This window comes from Oerskovia enterophila (assembly GCF_044748475.1).
Lineage (GTDB): Bacteria > Actinomycetota > Actinomycetes > Actinomycetales > Cellulomonadaceae > Oerskovia > Oerskovia enterophila.
Genome location: NZ_JBIVFZ010000007.1, coordinates 1 through 25,660, shown reverse-complemented (window position 1 = coordinate 25,660; position 25,660 = coordinate 1). Strand labels below are relative to the sequence as shown.

The 25,660-nt window shown below is 73.6% G+C and carries 17 protein-coding genes; 2 read left to right on the top strand and 15 right to left on the bottom strand.

The genetic code is table 11. From position 1 onward, the window contains the following. Positions 1-26 precede the first annotated feature (26 nt). Together ACIPWA_RS18655 and ACIPWA_RS18650 are read right to left on the bottom strand one after the other, a co-directional pair. On the bottom strand, positions 27-3,353 hold the full coding sequence (locus tag ACIPWA_RS18655) for an ATP-binding protein (protein WP_400292103.1): 3,327 nt from the start codon (positions 3,351-3,353) through the stop codon (positions 27-29). 98 nt (positions 3,354-3,451) lie between these two features. Then, a complete protein-coding gene (locus tag ACIPWA_RS18650; protein ID WP_400292101.1) occupies positions 3,452-4,081 on the bottom strand; it encodes a sugar O-acetyltransferase in 630 nt (209 codons plus the stop codon). A 73-nt stretch (positions 4,082-4,154) separates the two neighbouring features. Here ACIPWA_RS18650 and ACIPWA_RS18645 point away from each other — a divergent pair, with 73 nt between their 5' ends. Both ACIPWA_RS18645 and ACIPWA_RS18640 read left to right on the top strand, forming a co-directional pair. Next, positions 4,155-4,727 (top strand): TetR/AcrR family transcriptional regulator, encoded by a 573-nt coding sequence (locus ACIPWA_RS18645; protein WP_400292099.1) that lies wholly within the window; start codon positions 4,155-4,157, stop codon positions 4,725-4,727. 173 nt (positions 4,728-4,900) lie between these two features. After that, positions 4,901-7,195 carry an exo-beta-d-1,3/1,6-glucosidase gene (locus tag ACIPWA_RS18640; protein ID WP_400292097.1) on the top strand — a complete coding sequence of 765 codons (2,295 nt, stop codon included), beginning with the start codon at positions 4,901-4,903 and terminating at the stop codon, positions 7,193-7,195. 131 nt (positions 7,196-7,326) lie between these two features. Here ACIPWA_RS18640 and ACIPWA_RS18635 read toward each other — a convergent pair whose 3' ends face one another. From ACIPWA_RS18635 to ACIPWA_RS18575, 13 genes are all read right to left on the bottom strand, one after another. Next, positions 7,327-10,296 carry a glycoside hydrolase family 48 protein gene (locus tag ACIPWA_RS18635; protein WP_400292095.1) on the bottom strand — a complete coding sequence of 990 codons (2,970 nt, stop codon included), beginning with the start codon at positions 10,294-10,296 and terminating at the stop codon, positions 7,327-7,329. 256 nt (positions 10,297-10,552) lie between these two features. Further along, complete coding sequence (locus ACIPWA_RS18630) at positions 10,553-11,197, bottom strand: NUDIX domain-containing protein (RefSeq protein WP_400292093.1); 645 nt, start codon at positions 11,195-11,197, stop codon at positions 10,553-10,555. Between the two features lies 1 nt (position 11,198). Then, positions 11,199-12,875 (bottom strand): CTP synthase, encoded by a 1,677-nt coding sequence (locus tag ACIPWA_RS18625; protein ID WP_056647229.1) that lies wholly within the window; start codon positions 12,873-12,875, stop codon positions 11,199-11,201. A gap of 207 nt (positions 12,876-13,082) precedes the next feature. Then, on the bottom strand, positions 13,083-14,771 hold the full coding sequence (gene murJ / locus ACIPWA_RS18620; protein ID WP_400292090.1) for a murein biosynthesis integral membrane protein MurJ: 1,689 nt from the start codon (positions 14,769-14,771) through the stop codon (positions 13,083-13,085). Next, positions 14,768-15,691: a hypothetical protein gene (locus ACIPWA_RS18615; RefSeq protein WP_400292088.1), complete on the bottom strand. Its 924-nt coding sequence runs from the start codon at positions 15,689-15,691 to the stop codon at positions 14,768-14,770. The genes murJ and ACIPWA_RS18615 overlap by 4 nt, the downstream gene beginning before the upstream one ends. A 3-nt stretch (positions 15,692-15,694) precedes the next feature. Further along, positions 15,695-16,759: a copper transporter gene (locus tag ACIPWA_RS18610; RefSeq protein WP_400292086.1), complete on the bottom strand. Its 1,065-nt coding sequence runs from the start codon at positions 16,757-16,759 to the stop codon at positions 15,695-15,697. 85 nt (positions 16,760-16,844) lie between these two features. Further along, positions 16,845-18,029 carry a putative cytokinetic ring protein SteA gene (steA, locus tag ACIPWA_RS18605; protein WP_400292084.1) on the bottom strand — a complete coding sequence of 395 codons (1,185 nt, stop codon included), beginning with the start codon at positions 18,027-18,029 and terminating at the stop codon, positions 16,845-16,847. A 5-nt stretch (positions 18,030-18,034) separates the two neighbouring features. Next, a complete protein-coding gene (gene recN / locus ACIPWA_RS18600) occupies positions 18,035-19,783 on the bottom strand; it encodes a DNA repair protein RecN (protein ID WP_400292237.1) in 1,749 nt (582 codons plus the stop codon). Positions 19,784-19,785: 2 nt separating this feature from the next. Continuing rightward, positions 19,786-20,787 carry an NAD kinase gene (locus tag ACIPWA_RS18595; RefSeq protein WP_056647241.1) on the bottom strand — a complete coding sequence of 334 codons (1,002 nt, stop codon included), beginning with the start codon at positions 20,785-20,787 and terminating at the stop codon, positions 19,786-19,788. Further along, positions 20,784-21,803 carry a TlyA family RNA methyltransferase gene (locus ACIPWA_RS18590; RefSeq protein ID WP_400292082.1) on the bottom strand — a complete coding sequence of 340 codons (1,020 nt, stop codon included), beginning with the start codon at positions 21,801-21,803 and terminating at the stop codon, positions 20,784-20,786. The genes ACIPWA_RS18595 and ACIPWA_RS18590 overlap by 4 nt, the downstream gene beginning before the upstream one ends. A gap of 2 nt (positions 21,804-21,805) precedes the next feature. Then, positions 21,806-22,036 (bottom strand): hypothetical protein, encoded by a 231-nt coding sequence (locus ACIPWA_RS18585; protein ID WP_400292080.1) that lies wholly within the window; start codon positions 22,034-22,036, stop codon positions 21,806-21,808. A 113-nt stretch (positions 22,037-22,149) separates the two neighbouring features. Continuing rightward, positions 22,150-23,166 (bottom strand): HAD-IIA family hydrolase, encoded by a 1,017-nt coding sequence (locus tag ACIPWA_RS18580; RefSeq protein WP_400292078.1) that lies wholly within the window; start codon positions 23,164-23,166, stop codon positions 22,150-22,152. Further along, positions 23,163-25,484, bottom strand: a complete 2,322-nt coding sequence (locus ACIPWA_RS18575) for a hypothetical protein (RefSeq protein ID WP_400292075.1) — start codon at positions 25,482-25,484, stop codon at positions 23,163-23,165. The genes ACIPWA_RS18580 and ACIPWA_RS18575 overlap by 4 nt, the downstream gene beginning before the upstream one ends. Positions 25,485-25,660: the final 176 nt, after the last annotated feature.

Sequence of the window (25,660 nt, the reverse complement as noted above, 5' to 3'; positions counted from 1 at the left end):
GGATCCCGCCGGGGCACCGCCCGTCGTCATGCCGTGGGTCGGGTCCAGGGGCCGGTGCGCAGGATCTCCATGACCCGGCCGGGCAGGTCGTCGTGCGCCAGCCGCCCGACGGCGTCGCGCACCTCGTCCACGCGCGCGTCACCGTGCAGGGTGCGCGCCCACGCGACGTGGTCCGGCGTGCGGAGCGAGGGCACGTCCTGCCGGGCTCCCATGCGCTGCGCGAGCTGGAGCAGGACGAGCCCGTCGTCGACCCGGCCGAGCCCGGGCGACGACCACAGGTACGCCCCGAGGGCGAGCGCCGCCGTCCCGAGGACGGGGTAGTCGACCATCCCGGGAGCGGCGCGGTGCCCGGCGATCATGCGCACGCGGATCTCGCGGGCCAGCCGCTCGGCCTGGGGAACGGGCAGCGGGTCCGGGTCCCACGGCCCGGTCGTCCCGGGGGCGGGCAGCACGATCGTGGACAGCCACCCCGCGGCGAACATCGTGTACCAGGGCGAGCGCCGCGGAGGCCCGCTCCCGACCGACGCGTTGGCCGCCTCGAGCTCGGCCAGGGCACGCGCGTGGTCGCCGCGCGCAGCGGCGATCTCGGCCAGGCCGGCATGCCCGATCGAGCGCAGCTCGTGCGCGGTCCCACCCAGCCCGGACGGCACGGGATCGTCGTCGGTCTCGACGAGCGAGGTGAACAGCGGCTCGGCCTCGGCGATGCGCCCGACGAGGACGAGGTTCGTCGCCTCGAGCCAGTCGAGCTGGCGCAGGTCCTCGTCCGCGTGCAGCCGGCCGAGCCCCTCGCGGGCACGGGCGACCCACTCGAGCGCCTGGGCGGCGTCGCCCTGCTCGCTCGCGAGCTGGGCGCGGAAGAGGGCCGACGTCGCTGCTCCCCACGTGTCCTGGGCGCGGGTCGCGAACCCGTGCGCGACGGTGACCTGCGCGATCGCCTCGTCGAGGCGTCCGGCGTTCTCGGAGAGCTGGGCGCTGAGCAGGTGGGTCACGAGCGCGACGAACGGGTCGGGCGACCCGTGGAGCTCGGCGAGCCGCGGTCCCATGCCGAGCGGGTCGCCCGCGTCGGCCAGGAGGTCCGTGAGCGCGGCGGCGCGCGAGCCGATGTCGGCAGCGCGGTGGAGCCGGCGCAGCCGGGCCGCTGCTCGGACGCCGGTCGCCGGGTCGCCGTTGGGCGTCGAGGCCGTGAGCAGGAAGAGCACGATGCCCGCCTCGCGCGTGAGCTGCTCGGCGGGAGCGTCCGGTGCGCCCCGCACGGCCCGACCCTGCCAGCCCGCGACGACGCGCAGCACGTCGCGGCCGAGCCCGACGACCTCGGTGTGGGCCCCGCGCAGGGACCAGTGCAGGCCGAGCGCATGGAAGACGGGCAGGACCACGTCGGCCCGGTCGGCCGCGAGCGCCGTGCGCAGCACGTGCAGGAGGTTCTCCTGCTCGACGCGCAGCGCGAGCATCGCCGGGACCTGCGTGGGTCCTTCGAGGCGGGCGACCTCGCGGCGCGCGAGGTCGACGGCCCACCGGTAGGTCGCCTCCTGGGCGGTCTCGCGCTCCCCGGCCTCGTCGAGCGCGAGCGCGCCGAACTCGCGCACGGTCTCGAGCATGCGGTAGCGCGCGGTGTGGCACAGGGGCTCGTCGGTCACGGTCAGGAGGGACTGGTTGACGAGCGCCTCGACGTCGTCGAGCCCGACGGCGGAGGCCTCCTGCGCGGTCTGCGCACCGAAGCCGTCGGGCAGCAGGGACAGGCGGCGCAGCAGCTCCTGCTGGGGGGCGGTGAGGAGGTTCCAGCTCCAGTCGATGACGGCGTGCAGAGTCCGGTGGCGGGCGGGGGCGCCCCGGTCGCCCGTGGTGAGCAGGGCGAAGCGGGCGTCGAGCCGGCGCTCGATCTCCTGCACCGAGAGCGTGCGCACGCGCGCCGCCGCGAGCTCGATCGCGAGCGGCAGACCGTCGAGGTGGGTGCAGAGCCGGTCGACGACGTCGTCGGGCAGGTCGGCGCCGGGGCGCGCCGCGAGCGCGCGGGCGCGGAAGAGCTCGACGGCGGGCCCCGCGCCACCGTCCACGAAGCCGGCCGTGGCGAGGGGTTCGAGCGGGTGCACCTGCTCGCCACCGACCTGGAGGGGCGAACGGCTGGTCGTGAGGATCGTGAGCCCGGGGACCACGGCGAGCAGCTCGGCAGCCCATCGGGCGGCCTCTTCCACGACGTGCTCGCAGTTGTCGAGCACGAGCAGGGTCTCGGTCTCCCCGAGGCGGTCGGCGACGAGCTCGTGGACCTCGGTGCGCGCGACCTGGTCGCCGAGCCGCAGGCCGCGCGTGTCCCGGATCTCGAGCGCCGACGTGAGGGCGAGGCCGATGTCCTCGCCCGTGCGCACGCTCGCGAGCTCGACGACCGCGACGAGCGGGGTCGTCCCGACCGACCGGTGGGCGACCTCCTGCACCACGCGCGTCTTGCCCATCCCACCCGGCCCGAGCACCGTGACGAGCCGGGACCGCGCCAGGAGGCCGAGGATCGCGACGACGTCGGCCTCGCGGCCGACCAGGGCGTTGGGCGCGGCGCGCAGCCCGAGCGCCGTCCCCCGCCGGGGTGCGCGGGGTGCGGGCGAGGGCGAGGAGCCCGCGGCCTGCAGGATCCGGGTGTTGAGCGCGACCAGGTCCGCGCGCGGGTCGGTCCCCAGCTCGGTCGCGAGCCTGGTGCGCAGGGCGCCGAACGCGCGCAGGGCGTCGGCCCCGCGCCCCGTCCCCTCGTAGGCGAGCAGGAGGGCCAGGTGCGCGTCCTCGTCGAGCGGAGCGCGCTCGACGGCCCGCTCGGCCCACCCGACCGCGGCTTGGTGGTCGCCCGCGGCGAGGAGCGCGTCGAGCAGGGTCTGCTCGGCCTCGGCCCGGCGGTGCTCGGCCGTCGCGACGAGCTCCTCGCCGACCGGACCGCCGACCAGGTCGAGCAGGTCGTCGCCGGGCTCGCCCCGCCACAGCTCGAGCGCGGCGCGCGCCGACTCGACGGCCTCGTGGGGGTCCCCCGCCGCGAGCGCATCCGCGGCGTGACGGGTGCGCTCGCGCGCGACGTCGAGGTCGCTCTCGGTGGGCAGCGAGTAGCCGCCGGGCCCCGAGACGAGCAGGCCCTCGGCCAGCGCCGAGCGCGTGCGGGAGACGAGGCTCTGGAGCGCCGCGCGCGGGTCGGCAGGTTGCTCGTCGGGCCACAGGTCGGAGACGAGCGTGGTGGCGCTCACGGTCCGCCCCTGCGCGAGCACGAGCGCGACCACGAGGGCTCTCGCGCGGGCGCTGGAGGGGGCGACGGGAGTCCCGTGGCGCCCGTCGACGACTACCGGCCCGAGGACGAGGGCGCGAGGGCGCGGGACCGACGAGGACACCCGCCCCACTCTAGTGCGCGCCCCGCCTCCGCCGAGGTGCGCCGACCGCGGGAGGGACCCGACGGCGTCGGGTCCCTCCCGCGTCCGGTGCGGGCCCCTCAGGCTCCGTCGACCGGCACGCCCGCGGCGACCGCAGCGCGGGCCTGGTCGTCGACCGGGCGCAGCACCCGGCAGGGCGAGCCGACCGCGACCACGCGTGGCGGGACGTCGCGTGTCACGACGCTGCCCGCGCCGACGACAGAGCCTGCGCCGATCGTGACCCCGGGCAGGATGACGACGTTCGAGCCGATCCAGACGTCGTCCTCGATGTGCACGGGCAGCGAGAACTGGGTCCCGTCGCGGCGCGCCCCGGGCTCGACGGGATGGCCCGCGGTGCTCACGGTGACGTTGGGGGCGAACATGACCCGGTCGCCGATGTGGATGTCGGCGTCGTCGACCAGCACGAGGTTGAAGTTGACGTAGACGTGGTTCCCCACGTGGACGTGCGAGCCGTAGGACACGCTGAGCGGCGGCTCGACCCAGACCCCCTCCCCGACGGTCCCGAACAGCTCGCGCAGGATCCGCCCGCGCTCCTCGACCTGGCTCGGGCGCGAGTGGTTGAAGTCGTACGCGAGCTCCTTGCCCGCGACCCGCTCGGCCTCGAGCTGCTCGAGCCCCTCGCCGTAGTCCACGTAGGGCTCGCCCGTGTTCATCCGCGCCCGGACGGTGCGGTACTGCTCGGTCGTCATCGGTCTCTCCTGGTCGTTCGGTGGTCGTCCGACGCTACCGGTCGGCAGCGCGGGTCACGCATAGGATCGTCGGGTGGCGAGGGACGGCGTGTACGCAAAGGGACGGCTCAAGCGCGAGGAGATCCTCGACGTCGCGCTCGAGGTCTTCGCCGACGAGGGGTACCGCGGCACGAGCCTGCGGACGGTCGCGGCGCGCTGCGGCCTGACGGTCGCCGGGGTCATGCACTACTTCGACTCGCGCGAGGACCTGCTCACCCAGGTGATCGTGCGCCGCGACCAGACGGGGCGCCCCATCTACCACGACGCGCCGCGCACCCTCGCGGAGAACGTCAAGGGCAACGCCGAGCGCCCCGGTCTGGTCGAGCTGTTCGTGTCGCTCACGGCAGCGGCCCACGACCGCGAGCACCCGGCCCACGAGGTCCTGGCCCACCGCTACGCGGGGCTGCGTGCGACGCTCAGCGCCGACGTCGTGGAGCGGCAGGAGGCCGGCAAGCTCCCGTCCCACCTGGATCCGGACGCGATCGCGCGCCTGATCATCGCGACGGCCGACGGCGCACAGCTCCAGTGGATGGTCGACGACGAGGCCCGCCTCGAGGGTCCGCTGAGCACGCTGCTGTACGACGTGCTGGGGCTTCCGCGCCCCTGAGCCTCGACGGGCACCCGGCACGCGCGCACCACTCATCGCTGCTGCCCTCCTCGGCCGTCACGACATTTACCTATCAGTGTATGGTTTTCTCGAACCGTCCGACGACTGCCTCCTCGGATCGATTCGACCGCACCGTTCGCGCCACCGTCGTCGTCTCCGAAGGGACCCCGCACATGTCCGACCTCCTGCCCTACCAGGACCCCTCGCGGCCCGTCGCCGAGCGCGTCGCCGACCTCGTCCGGCGCATGACGCTCCCGGAGAAGGTCGGGCAGATGATGCAGCTCAACGCCGCCGACGGCGTCGAGCGGCTCGTGAACGAGGTGAACGTCGGCTCGATCCTGCACACGTCCCCCGAGAACGCGCTGCTCGCGCACGAGCTCACGTCGCGCAGCCGCCTGCAGATCCCGCTGCTCATCGCCGAGGACTGCATCCACGGGCACTCGTTCTGGCACGGCGCGACGATCTACCCGACCCAGCTCGGCATGGCCGCGACCTGGAGCGCCGAGCTCCTCGAGCGCGTGGCCCGGGCCACCGCGGTCGAGGTCGCCGCGACGGGCATCCACTGGACCTTCTCCCCCGTGCTGTGCATCACGCGCGACCTGCGCTGGGGCCGCGTGAGCGAGACGTTCGGCGAGGACCCGTTCCTCATCGGCGAGCTCGCGTCCGCGATGGTCCGGGGCTACCAGGGCGACGGGCTCGACGACCCGACGGCGATCCTCGCGACCGCCAAGCACTTCGCGGGCTACTCCGAGACCCAGGGCGGGCGCGACGCGACCGAGGCCGACATCTCGCGCCGCAAGCTGCGTTCCTGGTTCCTCCCGCCGTTCGAGCGCGTCGCGCGCGAGGGATGCCGGACCTTCATGCTGGGCTACCAGTCGATGGACGGCGTGCCGATCACGGTCAACGAGTGGCTGCTCAGCGACGTGCTGCGCGGCGAGTGGGGCTACACCGGCACCCTCGTCACGGACTGGGACAACGTGGGCCGCATGGTCTGGGAGCAGCACATCCAGCCCGACCACACGCACGCGGCCGCGGCCGCGGTGCGCGCCGGGAACGACATGGTCATGACCACGCCCCAGTTCTTCGAGGGGGCCCAGGAGGCCGTGCGCCAGGGCCTGCTGGACGAGGCTCAGCTCGATGCCGCGGTCGCTCGCATCCTCGCGCTCAAGTTCGAGCTCGGTCTGTTCGAGAACCCTCGTCGCCCCGACCCGGAGCGCCAGGCCCAGGTCGTCGGCTCGTCCGAGCACGCCGACCTCAACCTCGAGGTCGCACGCCGCTCGCTCGTGCTGCTCACGAACGACGGGACGCTCCCCCTCGACGGCGGGCTCGTCGCGGGACCGGACGGTCGCGCGGCCGCCGCGAGCGCCGGCGCCCCGACCCGGCGGATCGCAGTCGTGGGACCCAACGCCGACGACCCGCACACCCAGCAGGGCGACTGGGCCGGGGCGTCCGGGCAGGTCGACTGGCTGCCCGACGGCCACCCGCGCGAGATGACCCAGACCGTGCTCGACGGCTTCCGGGACCACGTCCCCGCCGGCTGGGAGGTCACGCACGCCCGTGGCGCGGACATCCTCACCCTGGTCCCGGACCCCGAGGGCGACCTCTTCCCCGACGGGCAGCCGCGCCCCCAGGTCGTCCAGCCCGCCGAGCCCGACGCGGCCATGATCGCCGAGGCCGTCGCGTCCGCCCGCGACGCCGACCTCGTCGTCGCGGTCGTGGGTGACCGCATCGAGCTGGTCGGCGAGGGCCGCTCGACCGCGACGCTCGACCTCGTGGGCGCGCAGGTCGCCCTGCTCGACGCGCTCGCGGAGACCGGCACGCCGCTCGTCGTCGTGGTCGTGGCCTCCAAGCCCCTCGTCCTGCCGCCCTCGGCCCGGGACGCCGCGGCGATCGTCTGGGCCGCGAACCCCGGCATGCGCGGCGGGCGAGCGGTCGCCGAGCTCGTCCTGGGGCTGATCGAGCCCTCGGGCCGCCTGCCCCTGTCGTTCGCGGAGCACGTCGGGCAGCTGCCCGTCTTCTACAACCAGCTCCCGGGCCAGCACGGCACGCGCTACGCCGACCTCACGCAGCGCCCGCCCTTCGCGTTCGGCGAGGGCCTGAGCTACACCACGGTCGAGTACGCGGACCTCTCGGTCCTCGACGCCGTGGTCGGGCTCGAGGACACCGTCCGGGCGCAGGTCACGGTGAGCAACACCGGGACCCGGCCCGCGCGCGAGACCGTCCAGGTCTACGTCCGGGACACGGTCACCTCGGTCACGTGGGCCGAGAAGGAGCTCAAGGCCTACCGTCAGGTCGACCTGGCACCGGGCGAGTCCCAGGTGGTCGACCTCGAGGTCGCCGTGGCGGACTGCACGCTCGTCGACGCCCAGGGGCGTCGCGTCGTCGAGCCCGGGGCGTTCGAGCTGCTGGTCGGCCCGTCGTCGCGCGACGAGGTCCTGCTCGTGGGCGAGTTCACGGTCAAGGGCTGAGCCGGGCGCCCCGCCGGTCAGGCGGCGGGAGCGCAGGGGCACGACGAGGGCCCGACCGCGGTACGCGCCGTCGGGCCCTCGTCCTTGCTCGCGGGTGGCGCACGGGACGAGCGCCACGACCGACCGTCAGGTCACGGCGCGGCGCACGTGACCGACGCACTCGTCGGCGGGGTGCCCGTGCCGATGAACCCGAACGACGTCGAGCCCCCGGCTGCGAGACTGCCGTTCCACGAGAGGTTGCTCGCCGTGACGACCGTGCCGGACACGGTGTGCGAGGCACCCCAGAGCTGGCTGACCGCGGCCGGGGCGAGGTCCCAGCGCACGGTCCACCCCGTGACGGGGGCGTTGCCCGCGGTCACGGTGACCTCGCCCTGGAAGCCTCCCGACCACGAGCCGGTCGTACGGTAGGCCGCCGTGCACGCCCCGGTCGGCACGGGTGCTGTGGTCGCCGAGACGGCCGTGGAGCGCGCCGAGACGTTCCCCGCGGCGTCGCGCGCCGCGACGCTGAACGAGTACCCGGTCGCGGGCGCCAGGCCCGTGACGGTATGGCTCGTGCCCGCGACCGTCGCGACCTTGACCGTGCCCTGGTAGACGTCGTACCCCGTGACGCCGACCGCGTCGCTCGACGCGTCCCAGGTGAGCGGCACGGACGTCGTCGTCACGGTCCCGGCTCGCAGCCCCGCAGGGACGGAGGGCGGGGTCGTGTCGGCGGTCGGAGGCCGGGTCGTGGCCGTCACGGGGCTCGACGGCGCGGACAGGTTGCCCGCCGCGTCGCGCGCCCGGACCGTGTAGCCGTACGCCGTCGCCGGCGCCAGGCCCGGGTCGGTGAAGATCGTCCCGGTCGCGGTCCCGACCACGACACCGTCGCGCAGGACGTCGTACCCCGTGACACGCACGTCGTCGGTCGACGAGGTCCACGTGAGGGTCGCGCTCGACGAGGTCGTCGACGCGACGGCGAGCGCCGTCGGCACGGTCGGCGCCGTGGTGTCCTCACCGGCAGGCTCGCCGAAGAACCGGTCGTAGTTCGCGAGCGCCACAGCCACCGCGGACTGCGCCCAGAAGCGGTGGTACCGGAACGCGGGCGCCTCTCCCCCGTCGAGGTAGGCCTGGACCTTGGGCCAGTCCGGGTCGTCGCGGTAGAAGCTGCGCAGGTCGAGGAAGCTCACGCCGGGCTCGATCTCGTCGCCGTTGGGCATGGTGCCCTGCCACCCGGACGGGACGTAGACGCCGTCTCCGGTCGTCGTGGTCAGCACGTCGTCGAAGCGCTTGTAGTCCTCGCGCACCTCGACCGCCGAGACGCCCTTGTCGTCGCGGTTGTGCTCCCAGATCGAGTCGAGCAGGGACTTGGCGACGGCCTGGGCCTCGTCGTCGTGCGCCGCTGCGGCGTAGTGGATCAGCGTCCCGGCGAGCGCCGCGGCGACGCCGACGTCCTGGCCGTGCGAGATCACCTCGACGTGCAGGCCGGAGTTGTCGCCCGGGTTCGCGGCGTCCCACGCGTCGGGCGCGCCGGTCCAGCGCAGGGTCGAGGGCACGGCCCAGTCGGCGCCGCCCGTCGCCTGCGTGTTCGCGATCGCCCACGGGACCCACCTGTCGAGCAGCGCCTTGGCCTGCGCGTCCCCCGACTCGTAGTAGAGCTGCGCGACACGCTCCATGGACCAGACCTGCATGCCGAACCACTGGTTCGAGGGCGGGTCGCTGTAGACGGGCGCCTCCTGGTAGGCCATGCCGTAGAAGGTCGGCGTGCCCGCCGGCGGCGTGCCGTAGGCACCGCCCCAGCTGTTGGTCGCCCCGCCCGCGATCCCGCCCTCGTCGGACTGGAGCCACTGGTAGAACTCGAGCTGACGCTCGAGGCTCGTGGACCAGTCGTCGACGGCGGTCGGCGACTGCGGCTCGAGGGCCGGCGACGTGGACAGCGCCCACGCGGCCATCGGGTTCTGGTAGCCGAAGTGCGCGTGGCTGGACCCGATGCGCCATGCCCACCCGGCGGCCGGGTCGAGCGCCCCGCCCCACGCGTAGTACCAGGACATCAGGTAGTGCGCAGAGTTCTTGCCCGTCCCGGCCGGGCAGCTCGGGGACGTGCAGCCCGGCTGCTTGAAGTACTTGTCGAACATCGCGTAGCGCAGGTAGTCGCCCATCTTCGCGGCCTTGGCCACGGTCGCCGCCACCGCCTCCGGCTGCCCCTGCTCGGTCGCCCAGGTGTGTGCCCAGTAGGCGGCCTCGACCGCACGCGCGTCGGCGTCGGACGCGTTGGTGTACTTCCACTGCTTGGCGTAGCTCGAGTCCCCGGTGAACAGGTCGAGGAAGCCGTTGGTCCCGCCGAACGAGAAGTCCTCGCACGACGGCTGCGGCACGGTCTCCCAGACCGACTCCTGCGTCCCGCGCTGGAACGTGTTGATGTACGACGTGCCCTCGCTGTCGGGCCCCAGGAGGCAGCCCGCGCCGGGCGCCGCGCCGAACCCGTAGGTGTTGTCGACGTCCGCGAGCCAGTGCATGCCGTACACGTCGGAGGTCCCGTAGGTCGCCTTGAGCTCGTTCGCGAGCGGGTCGACGCCGGACCTCACGCCGCTGTTCAGGGCGGCCGGGTACTTGCTCGGGTGGTCGTGCTCGGCCGCGTAGGTCGCGGGACTCTGCGGGTTGTAGAACGAGTTGGTCGGCTGGTCCTCGTGCTGCGGGATCATGTACGTCTCCATCGTCGCCCAGGCGTCGTTGAAGCTCGTCCAGTCCGCGGTGGCACGGCCGTAGGCCGCCTCGAGCCAGAGCCAGAAGCTGTACGCCTCGGACGTGGTCTCGTGGCCGTGGTCGGGGGCCTCGACGATGAGGGTCTCGACCGAGTGGTACGGGATGCCCTGCGGGCTGAAGTAGCCGTTCGCGGGGTCGTGGATCTCGTCGTACATCTCGAGGAAGCGCTCGGCGTACTCGGAGCTGACGGCCACGCGCGGCGCGGCGGTCGCGGTGCTCACCGTCGTGCTCGCGCGGGGCGTCCCCTCGGCTGCGGGGGCCGCGCCCGCGGGCTGGACTGCGGCGAGAGCGAGGAGCGACAGCAGCGCGGCGCCGGCCGTCGAGGCCGCCGCCCGTCTGTGCCGGCGGAGGGATCGTGACATCTGACTACCTCTCTGGGTGACGTCGCGCTCGGGAGCCGCGCTCGTCCGCGGGACGGCGTCGTCCTCGCGGGCTGGAAGCGCTCCCACATCGTCGGTGATGCGGGGCGACACACCTGGACACTGCGGCCGGCGGGACACGGGGTCAACGCACCTAAACCTTTCGGCCACGGGCGCGGGCCGCGGGCCCGAGGTGCGACGAGGGCCCGACGGCGCGTGACGCCGTCGGGCCCTCGTGTGCTGTTCCGCGGTGCGCGCCTCAGGCGCGGGGGTCTCCCCCGCGCCGCTCGGGCCACGGGCTGTCCGCGGGGCGCAGCGACGACCACCCGGTCGCGCGCGCGGCAGCAGCCGCCAGGACCCCGACGACGGCCGACGGGTTGTGCAGGTCCCCGGCCAGGACCGCGGACACCGCCTCGTCGAGCGGGACCCAGCGCAGCTCCATGCCGAGCTCCTCGGCCTCGCGCACGTGGCGCTCGGCCGCAGGCACCTCGGAGAGGTCCCGCGCGAGGAAGACCCGCAGGGCCTCGTTGCTGCCGCCCGGGGTCGTGTAGTAGTCCGCGAGGACGTCCCAGCGTGCCGCGCGCAGGTCGGTCTCCTCGAGCAGCTCGCGCGCGGCCGCGACCTGCGCGTCCTCGCCGTCCACGTCGAGGAGACCCGCCGGCGGCTCCCACAGCTCGCGCCGCACCGGGTGACGGTACTGGTGCAGGAGCAGGACCCGCTCGTCCTCGTCGAGAGCGACGATCGCGACCGCCCCGGGGTGGTCGACGAACTCGCGCGTCACCACGCCGCCCTCGCCCAGGTCGACCTGCTCCGAGCGAAGGTCGAAGATGCGTCCCGCGTGCAGGACGCGCGCCTCGCTGACGTCCCGGGCGACCGGGACGTCAGCGAGCGGGCGGACCGTCACGTCAGGCCGTCCGGGCCTCGAGCGCCGCCGCGACCAGTCCCGCGAACAGCGGGTGGGCGCGCGTCGGACGGCTCTTGAACTCGGGGTGCGCCTGGGTGCTCACGTAATACGGGTGCACGTCCTGGGGAAGCTCGACGAACTCGACGAGCGAGGAGTCGGGCGAGGTGCCGGAGATGACCAGGCCGGCCTCCTCGAGCTGCGCACGGTAGGCGTTGTTGACCTCGTAGCGGTGGCGGTGACGCTCGGTCACCGACTCCGCGCCGTAGGTCGTGGCGACCACGGAGCCCGGCGTCAGCGCGGCCTCGTACGAGCCCAGGCGCATGGTGCCGCCCAGGTCGCCCGCACCGTCGACGATCGCGAGCTGCTCCTCCATCGTGGCGATGACCGGGTTCTTGCTCTCCGGGTCGAACTCGCTCGACGACGCGTCCTCGATGCCGAGCACGTTGCGCGCGTACTCGATGACCATGGACTGCAGGCCCAGGCAGATGCCGAGCGTCGGGATCCGGTTCTCGCGGGCCCAGCGCAGCGCGCCGAGCTTGCCCTCGATGCCGCGCACGCCGAACCCGCCCGGGACCAGGATCGCGTCGGCGCCGCCGAGCGCGTCCGCGGCCCCCTCGGGCGTCTGGCACTCGTCGGACGGGACCCACCGGATGGTGACCTTGGCGTCGTTGGCGAATCCACCCGCACGCAGCGCCTCGGTCACGGACAGGTACGCGTCCGGCAGGTCGATGTACTTGCCGACGAGCGCGACCTCGACCTGGTGCTCGGGCTGGTGCACGCGCTCGAGGAGCTGCGACCACCCGTCCCAGTCCACGTCGCGGAACGCGAGACCCAGGCGGCGCACGACGTACGCGTCGAGGCCCTCGGAGTGCAGCACGCGCGGGATGTCGTAGATGCTCGGGGCGTCGATCGCGTTGACCACGGCCTCGTTGTCCACGTCGCACATCAGCGCGATCTTGCGCTTGACGGGCTCGGGGACCACGCGGTCCGCGCGCAGGACGATCGCGTCCGGCTGGATACCGATCGAGCGCAGAGCCGCGACCGAGTGCTGCGTGGGCTTGGTCTTGAGCTCGCCCGACGGGCCGATGTACGGCACCAGCGAGACGTGCAGGAAGAAGACGTCGTCGCGGCCCAGCTCGTGTCGGACCTGACGGGCGGCCTCGAGGAAGGGCTGGGACTCGATGTCGCCGACCGTGCCGCCGATCTCCGTGATGATCACGTCGACGTCCTCGCCCGCCTGGGCGCGCATGCGCGACTTGATCTCGTCGGTGATGTGCGGGATGACCTGCACCGTGTCGCCCAGGTACTCGCCACGACGCTCCTTGGCGATGACCTGCGAGTAGACCTGGCCTGTCGTCACGTTGGACGAGGCCGGGAGCTCGACGTCGAGGAAGCGCTCGTAGTGACCGATGTCGAGGTCCGTCTCGGCGCCGTCCTCGGTCACGAAGACCTCACCGTGCTGGAACGGGTTCATGGTGCCCGGGTCGACGTTGAGGTAGGGGTCGAGCTTCTGCATCGTGACGCGAAGGCCACGGGATCGGAGCAAGCGACCCAGGCTCGAAGCCGTCAGCCCCTTACCGAGAGAGGAGGCCACGCCGCCGGTCACGAAGATGTGCCGGGTGCTGTGGTCCGAGCGGCCGCCGTTGACGGCGAGGGGTCTGTTCAGGTGATCTGCCACGGAACTCCATGCTATCAGCGACTTGTCGGGGGCGCTCCGGATCCAGCGTGGGATGACTCTCAGTCGGGCGCTCGTCCACCAGTCTGCGCCAGGTGCCGGCGGTGTGCCGGACAACCGCGGAAGCACGCGGTCCCGACGGCGGAGCCCGCCGCTCCGGTCGACCGAAGGGGCAGGTCGATCAGCGACCGACGGACGAGCTCCCCACGACTAGCTCGGGTCCGCGACCTTCGGAGCGCTCCCCCGGCCACGACGCACCAGCCCGACGACCGACGACCTGTCCGCGACCAACGCGAGTCCGACGACGAGCACGGCCGCGACCAGCGCAGCCCCGACTCCCACGGCGAGCGCCACGGCGACGTGCGCGTCGTCGGGCAGGAGGACCGCGCTGAGTCCCCGGCCTGCCGCACCGCCGAGCGCCACACCCACGACCAGCACCGCCAGGGTACGAGGCACGCCGCGCACCGCCTCGGGGCCCGCGTGACGGCGCACCGCGAGCAGGAGCAGGAGGCCCGCGACGGTCATGCCCACCGCGGTCGCGAGGCCGAGGAGCGCCAGCACCCGCACCTGGTCGCCCGCGCCGAGCGTCGCCGGGCCCGCGACGGCCAGCAGCGCGACGACCACCCAACCGGCCGCGGTCCCCGCGACGGCCGCGCGCTGACGGTCCAGGACGTAGAGCGCGCGCGACAGGTGCAGGATCAGGGCGAAGCCCACGATGCCAGGCGCCATCGCGGCGGTGGCCGCTCCCAGACCGTCGACGGACCCGACGGTGACGACGGCGAAGACCGCCTCGACCGCGGCCGAGGCCGCGACGAGTGCGGCCACGCCCACACCCGACACCAGCAGCAGGGTCCGCGTCGTCGACGCCAGCAACCGGTCGAAGAGCTCGTGGCTCCCCTGCGCGACGTGCTCGGCCAGGCGCGGGAACGCGCTCGTGGCGAGCGGGAACGCGAGCACCGCGTACGGCAGCAGGTAGACCTGCTGCGCGTAGAAGTACGTCGGGAACGTCTCCTCAGGACCGAAGTTGGTGGCCGCGTACATGGCCGCGAGCACCGACACCTGCTGCGCGACGAGCGCCCCCACCCCGGCGAACGCCAGGTTGCGGGCCCGGACGCCCTCGCCGCCGGGGAAGCGCAGGGTCGGGCGCAGCCGCGTCCCGGTTCGGGCGACGGGGACGACCAGAGGCAGGGCCAGCGCCGCGACCCCGAGCGTCGTCCCCCAGCCCAGCCAGGCGATCGCGTCCGTGGACAGTGCAGCGACGTCCGCCTGGTTCCCGTCAGCCATGCCCGCGAACACCAGGTACACCACGATGACCACGACGCTCGAGACGAGCGGCGCGAACGCCTGCCAGAAGAAGCGCTTGTGCGCCTGGAGGATCCCCCCGAGGATCACCGCGATGCCGTACAGAGGGATCTGCAGCGCGAAGACCCGGACGAACAGCGCCGTGACGTCGACGAGCTCCGGGTGCTTGGTGGCCATCAGGACGTGAGCGATCGGGTAGGCGAGCACCGCGAGCAGCGCGCCGATCGGCACGAGGACCAGGAGGGTCCACCCCAGCAGCGCCGACGCGATCTTCGACACGTCGACCCGGGCGCCTCGCGCGATGGGACCAGCGAGCAGAGGCACGACCGCGCCTGCGAGCGCACCGCCGGCCGCGACCTCGAACAGGACGTTGGGCAGGACGTTGGCCGACGTGTACGCCGCGCCCACCCCTGGAGTTCCGACCGCCCACGCCATGACCAGCGAGCGGGCGAAGCCCACGAGCCGGCTCGCGATCGTCACGGCCGTGATCATGAGGGCCGCGCCCGCGAGCGTCTGCGTCCCCGCGCGCACCCGGGAGGCGCGCGCAGGGCGTGGCGCGGGCGCGGTGTCCCGGCCCGGCGTCACGTCCTCGCTCAAGCCGGTGCGTCCTGACCGGACGACGGCTCGTCGACGGGCGAAGCCGCGGACGGGGCCGACGGCGTCGGGCGAGCGGCGGGAGCCGCAGGGCGCCGACCCCACTGGTCGAACCGGCGCAGCAGCGGGTTGCCGTCGATGACCTTCGAGAAGCTGACCTTCTCGCTCGCGACGTTGAGTCCCAGGACCCCGGCGAGCGCGAGGAGACGCACGGCCCGCGGCGTCCCGAACGCGACCTGGGTGCCCACGAGCGCGCCCAGGGCGTTCGCTCCCCCGTCGCCGAGCATGTCTCGCTCGCTCAGGTCTCCGGGCGCGGCGGCCACGGCCGCACCGAGCACGGCACCCGACGTGGCGCCCACGGGCGTCACCGCGAGGGGCAGCGCGAGCGCCGCCCCCGACTTGAGCGCGCGCCCGGGCCGCAGGTCGAGCAGGTTGAAGAGGTTGGCGCTGAGCGCCACGATCGAGCCGTTGACCGCGACGTCGGTCAGGTAGCCGAACGTGGAACCGGTCCTGCGCGTGCCGACGAAGGCTGCGGCGAGGGACGTCGTCCCGATCCCGAGGACCTTGAGGCCCCCTGTGGTGACCTGGCCCTTGAGGAGCGCGCCGACGTGTCCCTTGATGCCCTTGGTCCGGGTCGAGGTGTCCTCCACGAGGTCGTCCACCAGACCGAACGCTCCGCCCCCGGCGGTCGCGAGCGCGGTCGCCGTCCGGGTGCGGGCGTCGGGTCCCGCGACGAGAGCGCCCGCGACGAGGCCCGCGGCCACCGCGGGCCCCTCGAGCAGGCTGATGGGTTCGCCCCGGTGGTTGGTGCGCGTCCAGCGGTCGGGCCCACCGGGCGAGACCGTGTCCAGCACGCTGCGCGCCCCGCCGGTCACGACGGCCGCCACGACGCCTGCCCCGAGGGCGCGGAAGAAGGTCCCCATCGCTCAGCCCTCGGTCGTCTCGCCGGTGGTCCCGGCGCCGTCGGTGCCCTCGGTGCCGAGCGGCGTGTCGGGCGCCCCTGCGGGAGTGCGGTCGACCGGGGGGAGCTGGACGGACGGCGGGATGACCGCGGTCGCGCCCTCCTCGAACCCGAACTGACCCACCTTGTCCCCGATGCGGGCAGCAAGGGCGAGCGGCACCGAGATCTGGCCGGCCGGAGCCTCGATGCCGCTCACGGTCGACAGGACAGCCGCGAGGTCGGCATCGGCCGTGATCGTGGAGATCAGGTCACCCGGCACCGGCGTCGAGCCCGCGACGAGCGAGCCCTCCGAGCGAGCCTGGGCCGCCTGCGCGAGCAGGACCTCGATCGAGACCGCGTAGGTGTCGGCCTCCTCGGCTGCGGCCCCGGTCGTGGTGTCGGTCACCGGGGCGGCCTTGCCCTGCGGCGCCAGGAGCAGGACGACGTCCGCAGGGACGTCCTGCTCCTGGACGACCTCGATGAGCTCCGCCTGGGCGAGCTTGAGCTCGATCTGGACGGCCTCGGGGGTGCGCTCCTCCGGAGCCGCGAGCTGCTTCGCCGTGAGCGACGTCGCGAGCCCCGCGGCCAGCTTCTCGTCCGTCCCGGACTCCGTGACACCCGTCACGAGGTCGGTGATCTCGGTGGCCGTCGCCTTGCGCGCATCCTCCTGCTTCTTGTCGGTCCACGCGCCGTTGAGCCGGACGTGTCCGACGATGCTCGCGCCGGCGCCCTCGAGCTGCTCCTGCACGGCCTCGAAGCGGTCGCCGTCGACGTCGCCGAGGTCCACCACGGCGACGCGGCGGTCCTGGAGCGTGCCCGCGACGAGCTGCGGGCCCGAGGCCACGATGAACTCCTGGTCGTCGGCGACCTTGAGGTTCGTCGCGTCGAGCTGGTCGCGCAGCTCGTTGCGCTCGAGGCGCAGCTGCTCGACCTGCCCGGTCAGCTGGTCGCCGATCGCGCCCTGCAGCGGTCCGGCGCCCAGGATGATCCCGACCGCCAGCGCCAGGAAGACCGAGATCAACGAGACGATGTGGTACCTGAAGTCGATCACTGTGCTGTTGCGTCCTTCGTGTCCGTGCGGGGCGACGTGCGGGCGGCGCGCGTCAGGGAGGTGGTGGGAGCGTAGGGTCCGGGGCTCATGCGCCCCCGAACAGTGCGCCGATCCACGAGGTGAAGTCGTCGAAGCGGGCACCGACGATGCCGAAGACCGTCTGCCCTGCGGCCGTGGACCACATCGCCATGATCACGGCGAAGAGCCCGGCGAGCGAGAGCAAGGTCAGCTGCAGGTTGGAGATCCGGTGCTGGTACAGGCGCGAGACGCCCTTGGCGTCGACGAGCTTGCCGCCCACGCGCAGTCGCGTGAGGAACGTGCTGGCCATGCCCGACCGACCCTTGTCGAGGAACTCGACGAGTGTCGCGTGCGTGCCGACCGCGACGATCAGCTCGGCTCCCTTGTCGTCGGCCATGAGCATGGCGATGTCCTCGCTCGTGCCCGTCGCCGGGAAGACCACGGGCTCGACGCCGAGTGCCTGGACGCGCTCGAGGCCGGGAGCCTTGCCATCGCGGTAGGCGTGCACCACGATCTCGGCCCCGCACGCGAGCGCGCGGTCCGAGACGGAGTCCATGTCGCCCACGATCATGTCGGGCTTCCAGCCCGCGTCGATGATCGCGTCCGCGCCGCCGTCCACGCCGATCAGGATCGGCCGGTACTCCTTGATGTAGGGGCGCAGCGTCGCGAGGTCCTCGCGGTAGTGGTAGCCGCGCACGACGATCAGGACCTGCCGGCCCTCGATCACGGTGCGGATGTCCGGCACGCCCACGCCGTCCAGCAGGAGCTCGCGCTCGCGGCGCATGTAGTCCATGGTGTTCTCGGCGAAGCGCTCGATCTCCTCGGAGAGCCCCGCGCGCGCCTCGTCGAGGCTGACCGCGATGGTCTCGGAGGTCTGGCGGACGCCCTCTGCGAGCAGGTCCTCGCCCGCGAACACCTTTCCGTCCTCGAGGCGCAGCTCGCGCCCGTCGGAGATGCTCATGATGCCGGTGCCGAGGTCGTCGATGAGGATGATCCCGGCGTCGACGAGGATCTCCGGGCCCAGGTTCGGGTAGCGCCCCGAGATCGACTTCGCAGCGTTGAGCACCGCGAGCGGCTTGGCGGTGACCAGGGCGTCCGCCGCGACGCGGTCGATGTCGAGGTGGTCGATGACGGCGACGTCACCGGGCTTGAGCCTCTTGGTGAGCGCCTTGGTGCGGGCATCGACTCGTGCGGGGCCGCTGGTTCCCGGCTCCGTCACGTCGGACGTGGATCTGCGCAGACTGATTCTCATCGCGGCTATCGTCCCACGACCGAGGACTCGAGCAGTTCGAGCGCGTGCTGACGGGCCGCGTCCGACTCGTCCTGCCCGGAGAGCATGCGCGCCAGCTCGCGGACGCGCTCCTCGCCCGTGACCTCGTGCACGCCCGTGACTGTGACGGGATCGGCTCCGTCGGCGCCGCCGTGCGACTTGGTCACGACGAGCTGGGAGTCGGCGAACGCGGCCACCTGTGCGAGGTGCGTCACGACGATCACCTGCGCGGACCGCGCGAGCGAGGCGAGCCGTCGACCGACCTCGACCGCGGCACGGCCGCCGACCCCCGCGTCGACCTCGTCGAACACGAACGTGGGCAGCGGCGCGGCGGCGTCGGTCCCGGCGTCGGTGCCCGACGTGGCCAGCGCGACCTCGATCGCGAGCATGACGCGCGAGAGCTCACCGCCCGAGGCCCCCTTGCCGAGCGGGCGCGGCGGCGAACCCGGGTGCGGGACGAGCGAGAGGGTCACGACGTCGGCGCCCCACGGGCCTGGCTCGTCGGCGGGCGTCACGTCGACCTCGAGTCGCGAGCCGCCCATGGCCAGGCCCGCGAGCTCCTCGGTCACGGCGTGCGCGAGCCGCTCGCCCGCCTCGACGCGTGACGCGGTGATGCGCGCGCCCAGCGCGGACAGCAGCGCCGTGAGCTCGTCGGCGCGCTCGGTCATCGAGCGCAGGCGCTCTCCGCCGTCGTCGAGGTCCAGCAGGCGCAGCCCGGCGTCGCTGGCCCAGGTCAGGACGTCGTCGATCGTCTCGCCGTAGGTACGGGTCAGGGCGCTCAGCGCGGCCAGGCGCGTGTGCGCCTGCTCGAGGCCCCCGGGGTCTGCCTGGAGGTCCTCGACGTAGCCGGAGACCTCGGTCGCGATGTCCGCGAGGGCGTACCCGACCCCGGCGATCCGTTCGACGAGACCGGTGAGGCTCGGGTCGAGGTGGCTCGCGGTCTCGAGCGCGCGACGAGCCCGCTCGACGGCGGAGGTTGCGTCGCCGGGGACGTCGCCCCCGTCGAGCGCGTCGTCACCGACGAGCGCGTCGTGCGCGGCCTGCGCCCCCAGGCGCAGCTCCTCGGCGTTGCCGAGGCGCGCGACGAGCGACGTGAGCTCGGTGTCCTCCCCCGGCTGGGGGTCCACGCGCTCGATCTCGGTGAGCCCGATGCGCAGCAGCTCGGCCTCGCGCGCGCGCTCCTGGGCGCGCGTGGTCAGGTCGGCGATCTCCTCGAGGAGCCCGCTGCGCTCGGTCCACGCCGCGCGGTACTCCTCGAGGAGCGCCGCGTGGGCGCGGCCCGCGAACGCGTCGAGGGCCGCGCGCTGGTGGCTCGGGGTCCGCAGCCGGAGCTGGTCGGCCTGCCCGTGGACGGTCACGAGGTCGTCGGCAATCTCTGCGAGCACGCCCTGGGGCACGCTGCGTCCGCCCAGGTGCGCGCGCGAGCGGCCCTCGGCCGCGACGGTGCGCAGGACCACGACGGTCCCGTCGTCGTCCACGCTGCCGCCGGCCTCGTCGATCCGCTGCCCGACGGCGTCGCGCCCGCTCACGCGCAGGCGCCCCTCGACCACGGCACCGGTCGCGCCGGGGCGGACGGTGGACGGGTCCGCCTTGCCGCCCATGAGGAGGCCGAGGCCGGTGAGGACCATGGTCTTGCCCGCGCCCGTCTCGCCCGTGATGACGGTCAGTCCCGGGTGCAGGGGGACGCGGGCGGAACGGATCACGCCCAGGTTCTCGATCGAGATCTCCTCGAGCACGGTCACTCCCCCTTCGGGTCGGGTGCGGTCGGGTGCCCGCCGTCGGGCCGCTTGGCCGCGTCGACGGCCGCGGTCGCGGCCTGGCGTGCGACGCGGGCGGCCTCGGCGGCGTCCTCGGCCACCCGACCGCGCCACCCCACGACCGGCAGGGAGAACTTGGAGACCAGCCGGTCGGTGAACGGCGCGGTGCTCAGGCGGGCGAGCCGGATCGGCGAGTCACCGCGCCGGACCTCGACGCGCGAACCCGCGGGCAGGTCGATGCGACGGCGCCCGTCGCACGTGAGGACGCCAGGGCCTGCGGAGCGCTGCAGCAGCTCGAGCGCGAACGTCGACGAGGGCCCCACCACGAGGGGCCGGGCGAACAGTGCGTGCGCGGCGAGCGGGACGAGGAGCATGGCGTCGACGTCGGGCCACACGATGGGCCCTCCGGCCGAGAAGGCGTGCGCCGTGGACCCGGTCGCGGTGGACATGACGACGCCGTCGCAGCCGAACGAGGACAACGGGCGGCCGTCGACGCCGATCGCCACCTCGATCATGCGCTCGCGGGACGCCTTCTCGACCGTGGCCTCGTTGAGGGCCCAGCCGACGCGCGGCTCGTCCTCGCCGGGCAGCGTGACGCGGACCTCGAGGACGCCTCGTTCCTCGACCACGTAGTCGTGCGCGGCCAGGCGCTGGACCGCGGCGTGCAGCCCTTCACGCTCGGCCTCCGCAAGAAAGCCGACGTGCCCCAGGTTCACGCCGAGCAGCGGGACGCCGGTGCCGTGCGTGAGCTCGGCCGCGCGCAGGATGGTGCCGTCGCCGCCCAGGACCATGACGACCTCGGACTCGGCGACGCCCTCGCGCGTGCGGAGCTGGGCCATGTGGTCGCCGAACGTCTCGGCGAGGTCGTCGTCGTGCAGCCCGACCTCGAAGCCCGCGTCCTGGAGCTCCTTGACCGCCTCGTGCAGCGCGACGACCGCCTCGGGTCGTCCACCGTGCGTGACGATCAGCACTCTCCTGGTCACAGGGCTCCTCCGGTCGATCGGTGCTGGTCCGTGCCGGCGGCACGGACCAGGTGGTCGGTCGCGCCGACGCGCGGCGACGACTGGTCGCCGGGCGCCGTGTGCGAGTCTGTCAGGTCGGCGGGCCGGACGCCGTCAGGTTCGGCGGGTTCACCGACCAGCGCGACGAGAGGCTGCTCGCCGAGCGGCGAGCAGACTGCCTGTTCGACCGCGTTCTCGAGCGCGGCACGGTGGGCACCACCTGCCACGTCACCGAGGCGCGGGTCGGGGCGCAGCCACAGGAAGAACTCCCGGTTGCCGCTGGGGCCCGGCAGCGGGCTCGGGATCACGCCGAGCGGGCGCAGGCCCAGGCCCTCAGCGTCGAGCGCCACGTCGAGCACGGCACGCGCGTGCAGCGCCGGGTCACGGACCACTCCCCCGGTGCCCAGCCGTTCGCGGCCGACCTCGAACTGCGGCTTGACCATGAGGAGCAGGTCGGTGCCCGGGCCGACGACCGCGGCCACGGGAGGCAGCACGAGTCGCAATGAGATGAAGGACAGGTCCGCGACGACGACGTCGGGCGTGACGTCGAGGTCGTCCGGGGTCAGGTCGCGCACGTTGAAGCCCTCGCGGACCGAGACGCGCGGGTCGTCCCGCAGCGAGGGGACGAGCTGGTCGTGCCCGACGTCGACGGCCACGACCCCGCGCGCCCCCCGGCGCAGCAGGACGTCGGTGAACCCGCCGGTCGAGGCCCCGAGGTCGAGCCCGTGGGCCCCCTCGATGCGTGGAGCCAGCCCAGGCGCGCCTGCCCGGACGGCGTCGAGCGCGCCGGCCAGCTTGAACGCGGCACGGGACGCGTACCCCTGGTCGGCGGGGTCGGGGTCGACCAGGATCTCCTGGTCGGGCCGGACCGGCAGGGAGGGCTTGGCCACGACGCGTCCGTCGAGACTGACGCGTCCGGCGTCGATCAGCTCCGCGGCACGCCCGCGTGAGCGGGCGAGCCCGCGGCGGACGAGCTCGGCGTCCACGCGTGCGCTCACGCTCAGTCCTCCGCGTCCGCGAGGCGGTCCTGCAGTGCCTCGTGGATCGCGTCGAAGACGGTGACGTGGTGCTCGAGGGGCGCGTCGGTCAGCTCGTCGAGCCGGCCGAGGGCCGCGGTGACCGCGTCGTGGGTGGTCTCGTCGCCCGACGGCGTCGCGCCGGTCCACACGTCTCCGGGGGTGGGGACGGGGGTCGGGGTGGGAGCGCCGTCGTCGACGGTGTCCTGCGCCATGCGTGTTCCTCCAGTCCGTGTCCAGGGTCGGGTGCGTCGCACCGGTGAGGTGGGACACGGCGGGAGGCCGCGCGTCACCGCACCGGTGCAACGCTACCGGTCAGGACAGGATCTCAGGGGTTACCGACAGCGAGCTCGGGGACGGTGTCCGCATCCACCGTGCCGCCTGCGTCGACCGTCGCCCAGGCTGCGCCGCACGCGGCACGGATCAGGTCGACGCCCTGGGGACCCGTCAGCTCGAGCGCGCCGTCGGTCACGCGCGCGGCGGACGGGCCGCTCGTCCACCAGCCCTCGCCAGCCTGGACCGGTGCCTCGTGGGGCTCCAGGAGGCTCAGGAGGTCGGCGCCGATGTAGTGCGGGCGCAGGCCGGGCTCGGCGAGGACCGCGTCGCGGCCCCCGTTGACACCGGTCAGGACGTGCAGGCCCGGGTACCCGCCCGAGCGCGCACCGGCGAGGTCGGTGTCGAGACGGTCACCGACGACGAGAGGGGACGACGCCCCCGCGCGCTCGACCGCGAGGTGGTACATGGTCGGCGAGGGCTTGCCCGCGCTCGACGGCTCGACCCCCGTGGCTGCCTGGACGGCCCGCACGAGCGAGCCGTTGCCGGGCGCGAAGCCACGGGCCGTCGGCAGCGACAGGTCGAGGTTGCTCGCGACGTGCCAGGCGCCCCGCTGGATCGCGTACGCGGCCTCGGCGAGCTGTGCCCAGCCGAGCTCGGGCGCGAAGCCCTGCGCGACCGCGACGGGCTCCTCGTCCGCGCTCTCGACGATCACGAAGCCCGCGTCGTGGACAGCCGTGAAGAGGCCCGCCCCGCCGACGACCAGGACCCGAGCCCCGGGCTCGAGCCGGGTCCGCAGGAGCGCGGCGGCGGCCTGAGCGGCCGTCATGACCTCGTCCGAGGACGTGGGGATGTCCAGCTCGGTGAGCTGGGAGGCGACCGACTGCGGCTCGCGCGAGGCGTTGTTCGTCACGAAGACGAGACGCATGCCCGCGGCACGGGCCCCCCCGAGGCCGGTGGCGGCGTTCGGGATGGGCTCGTGGCCGCGGTAGGCGACACCGTCGAGGTCGACGAGGGCCAGGTCGTAGCGTTCTGCGAGCGGGATGTCGCTCGCGATCAGCCCCAGGCTCACTTGCTCTCCTCGTCGTTCTCCGTGCCCGACGCCGCAGCGTCCGTCTCGTCCGTGGGCGCGGCCTCGGTGTCGGGGGCGTCGGAGTCCGACCCGTCGGTCTCGTCCTCGTCGGACGGCGCGGCATCGGCCTCGTCAGAGTCCTCTTCGGACTCGTCCTCGTCGAGCTCGACGGCGTCCTCGGTCAGGTCGTACACGACGACCTCGTCGTCGAGCGACGTGCCGAGTGCCGCGGCGAGTGCGCGGGGGTCGACGTCCGCGAGGATCGCGGCGGCCTCGTCGAGACGACCTGCAGCCTCGAGGACGCTGGCGCGGGCCTGGAGGACTCGCAGCGCGAGGTCGCCCTGCGCCTCGGCAGCGGGGATCTGGTCGAGGACCGCCAGAGCGGCCTCGAACTCACCGAGGTCGGCACGAGCACCGCTCACGACGAGCGCGAGCTCGGTACGACCGTGCGCGTCGAGCGTGCTCGCCTCCTCGGAGGCGGCAAGGGCGAGGGCGCGCTCGGGGCGCTCGAGGCCTCGCTCGCAGTCGGCCATGATCGGGAGGTGCTCCGAGGAACCGTTGAGGCGGCGAACGGTGCGCAGCTCACGCAGCGCCTCGGCGTACCGGCCCGTCTGGTAGGCCGTCAGGCCGGCGGCCTCACGGACCACGTCGACGCGGCCTGCTCGGCGGACGGCAGCCTGAGCGTGCTCGTAGGCGAGCTCGGGGTCCGTGTCGATCAACTTCCCGGCCATGACCAGGTGGCGTCCGACGACCGTCGCGTTCTCCTTGCTCAGGGTGCGCAGACGGCCCCGCACGTCACGGTCGAGGTCCGAGAACTGCACCGCTTCGTCGATCTCCGGGCCCGCGTGACGCTGGTCCTGCGGAGGACGCGACTGACGCTCTCCCTGATCGGTCGAACGTTGCGGGCGGTCACCGTAGCTCTTGCGCTCGCCACCACCGGACTGCGGACGGTCGCCGTAGCTCTTGCGCTCGCCACCACCGGACTGCGGACGGTCGCCGTAGCTCTTGCGCTCGCCACCACCGGACTGCGGACGGTCGCCGTAGGAACGGCGCTCACCGCCACCGGACTGGGGACGGTCGCCGTAGGAACGGCGCTCGCCCGAGCCGGACTGGGGACGGTCGCCGTAAGAGCGGCGCTCGCCACCACCGTAGGAACCGCCACCGGACTGGGGACGGTCGCCGTAAGAGCGGCGCTCGCCCGAGCCGGAAGACTGGGGACGGTCGCCGTAAGAGCGGCGCTCGCCACCACCGTAGGAGCCACCGCCGGACTGGGGGCGGTCGCCGTAAGAGCGGCGCTCACCCGAGCCGGAAGACTGGGGACGGTCGCCGTAAGAGCGGCGCTCGCCACCACCGTAGGAGCCACCGCCGGACTGGGGACGGTCGCCGTAGGAACGGCGCTCGCCACCACCGTAGGAACCGCCACCGGACTGGGGACGGTCGCCGTAGGAACGGCGCTCACCCGAGCCCGAAGACTGGGGACGGTCACCGTAAGAGCGGCGCTCACCGGAGCCCGAAGACTGAGAGCGGTCGCCATAGCTCTTGCGCTCGCCGCCGTAGGAGCCGCCACCCGACTGCGGACGGTCGCCGTAGCTCTTGCGCTCGCCCGAGCCGGAAGACTGCGGACGGTCACCGTAGGAGCGGCGCTCACCGCCACCGGACTGGGGACGGTCGCCGTAGCTCTTGCGCTCGCCACCACCGTAGGAACCGCCACCGGACTGCGGGCGGTCGCCGTAAGAGCGGCGCTCACCCGAGCCGGAAGACTGGGGACGGTCACCGTAAGAGCGGCGCTCGCCACCACCGTAGGAACCGCCACCGGACTGGGGACGGTCGCCGTACGAGCGGCGCTCACCCGAGCCGGAAGACTGGGGACGGTCGCCGTAAGAGCGGCGCTCACCCGAGCCGGAAGACTGGGGACGGTCGCCGTAAGAGCGGCGCTCGCCACCACCGTAGGAACCGCCACCGGACTGGGGACGGTCGCCGTAGGAACGGCGCTCACCCGAGCCCGAAGACTGGGGACGGTCACCGTAAGAGCGGCGCTCACCGGAGCCCGAAGACTGAGAGCGGTCGCCATAGCTCTTGCGCTCGCCGCCGTAGGAGCCGCCACCCGACTGCGGGCGGTCGCCGTAGGAGCGACGCTCACCCGAGTCCGGACGACGGACGCCGCCGGCGCGGGGCGGCTTGCCGCCCGAACCTTCGCGACGGGGGGCTCCCTGACCACGGCCCTGTGAGCCGGAGGAACGACCGGTGTCGCCGGACCGCCCTGCCCCGGAAGACCTACGGTCGCGGTCGTCGGCGTGACGTTCTGGGCTGTCGTTCACAGCGGTGTCCCTTCGATATGCACTGACGTTCATCATCCCACGAGCTGGGTCGTGGGGTCTTGCCCGGTAGGTCACAGGCACGCCAAAGGCCCACCCCGTGTGGGGTGGGCCTTTGGTGAATGGTTGTCCGGCGGCGACCTACTCTCCCACCCCGTCTCCAGGGCAGTACCATCGGC

Bases quoted from the DNA above. Each gene is read 5' to 3' on its own strand.
- ACIPWA_RS18640 (WP_400292097.1), top strand. From the start codon at position 4,901: ATGTCCGACCTCCTGCCCTACCAGGACCCCTCGCGGCCCGTCGCCGAG.
- ACIPWA_RS18650 (WP_400292101.1), bottom strand. From the start codon at position 4,081: ATGACGACCGAGCAGTACCGCACCGTCCGGGCGCGGATGAACACGGGC.
- steA (WP_400292084.1), bottom strand. From the start codon at position 18,029: ATGAGAATCAGTCTGCGCAGATCCACGTCCGACGTGACGGAGCCGGGA.
- ACIPWA_RS18615 (WP_400292088.1), bottom strand. From the start codon at position 15,691: ATGGGGACCTTCTTCCGCGCCCTCGGGGCAGGCGTCGTGGCGGCCGTC.
- ACIPWA_RS18635 (WP_400292095.1), bottom strand. From the start codon at position 10,296: ATGTCACGATCCCTCCGCCGGCACAGACGGGCGGCGGCCTCGACGGCC.
- ACIPWA_RS18585 (WP_400292080.1), bottom strand. From the start codon at position 22,036: ATGGCGCAGGACACCGTCGACGACGGCGCTCCCACCCCGACCCCCGTC.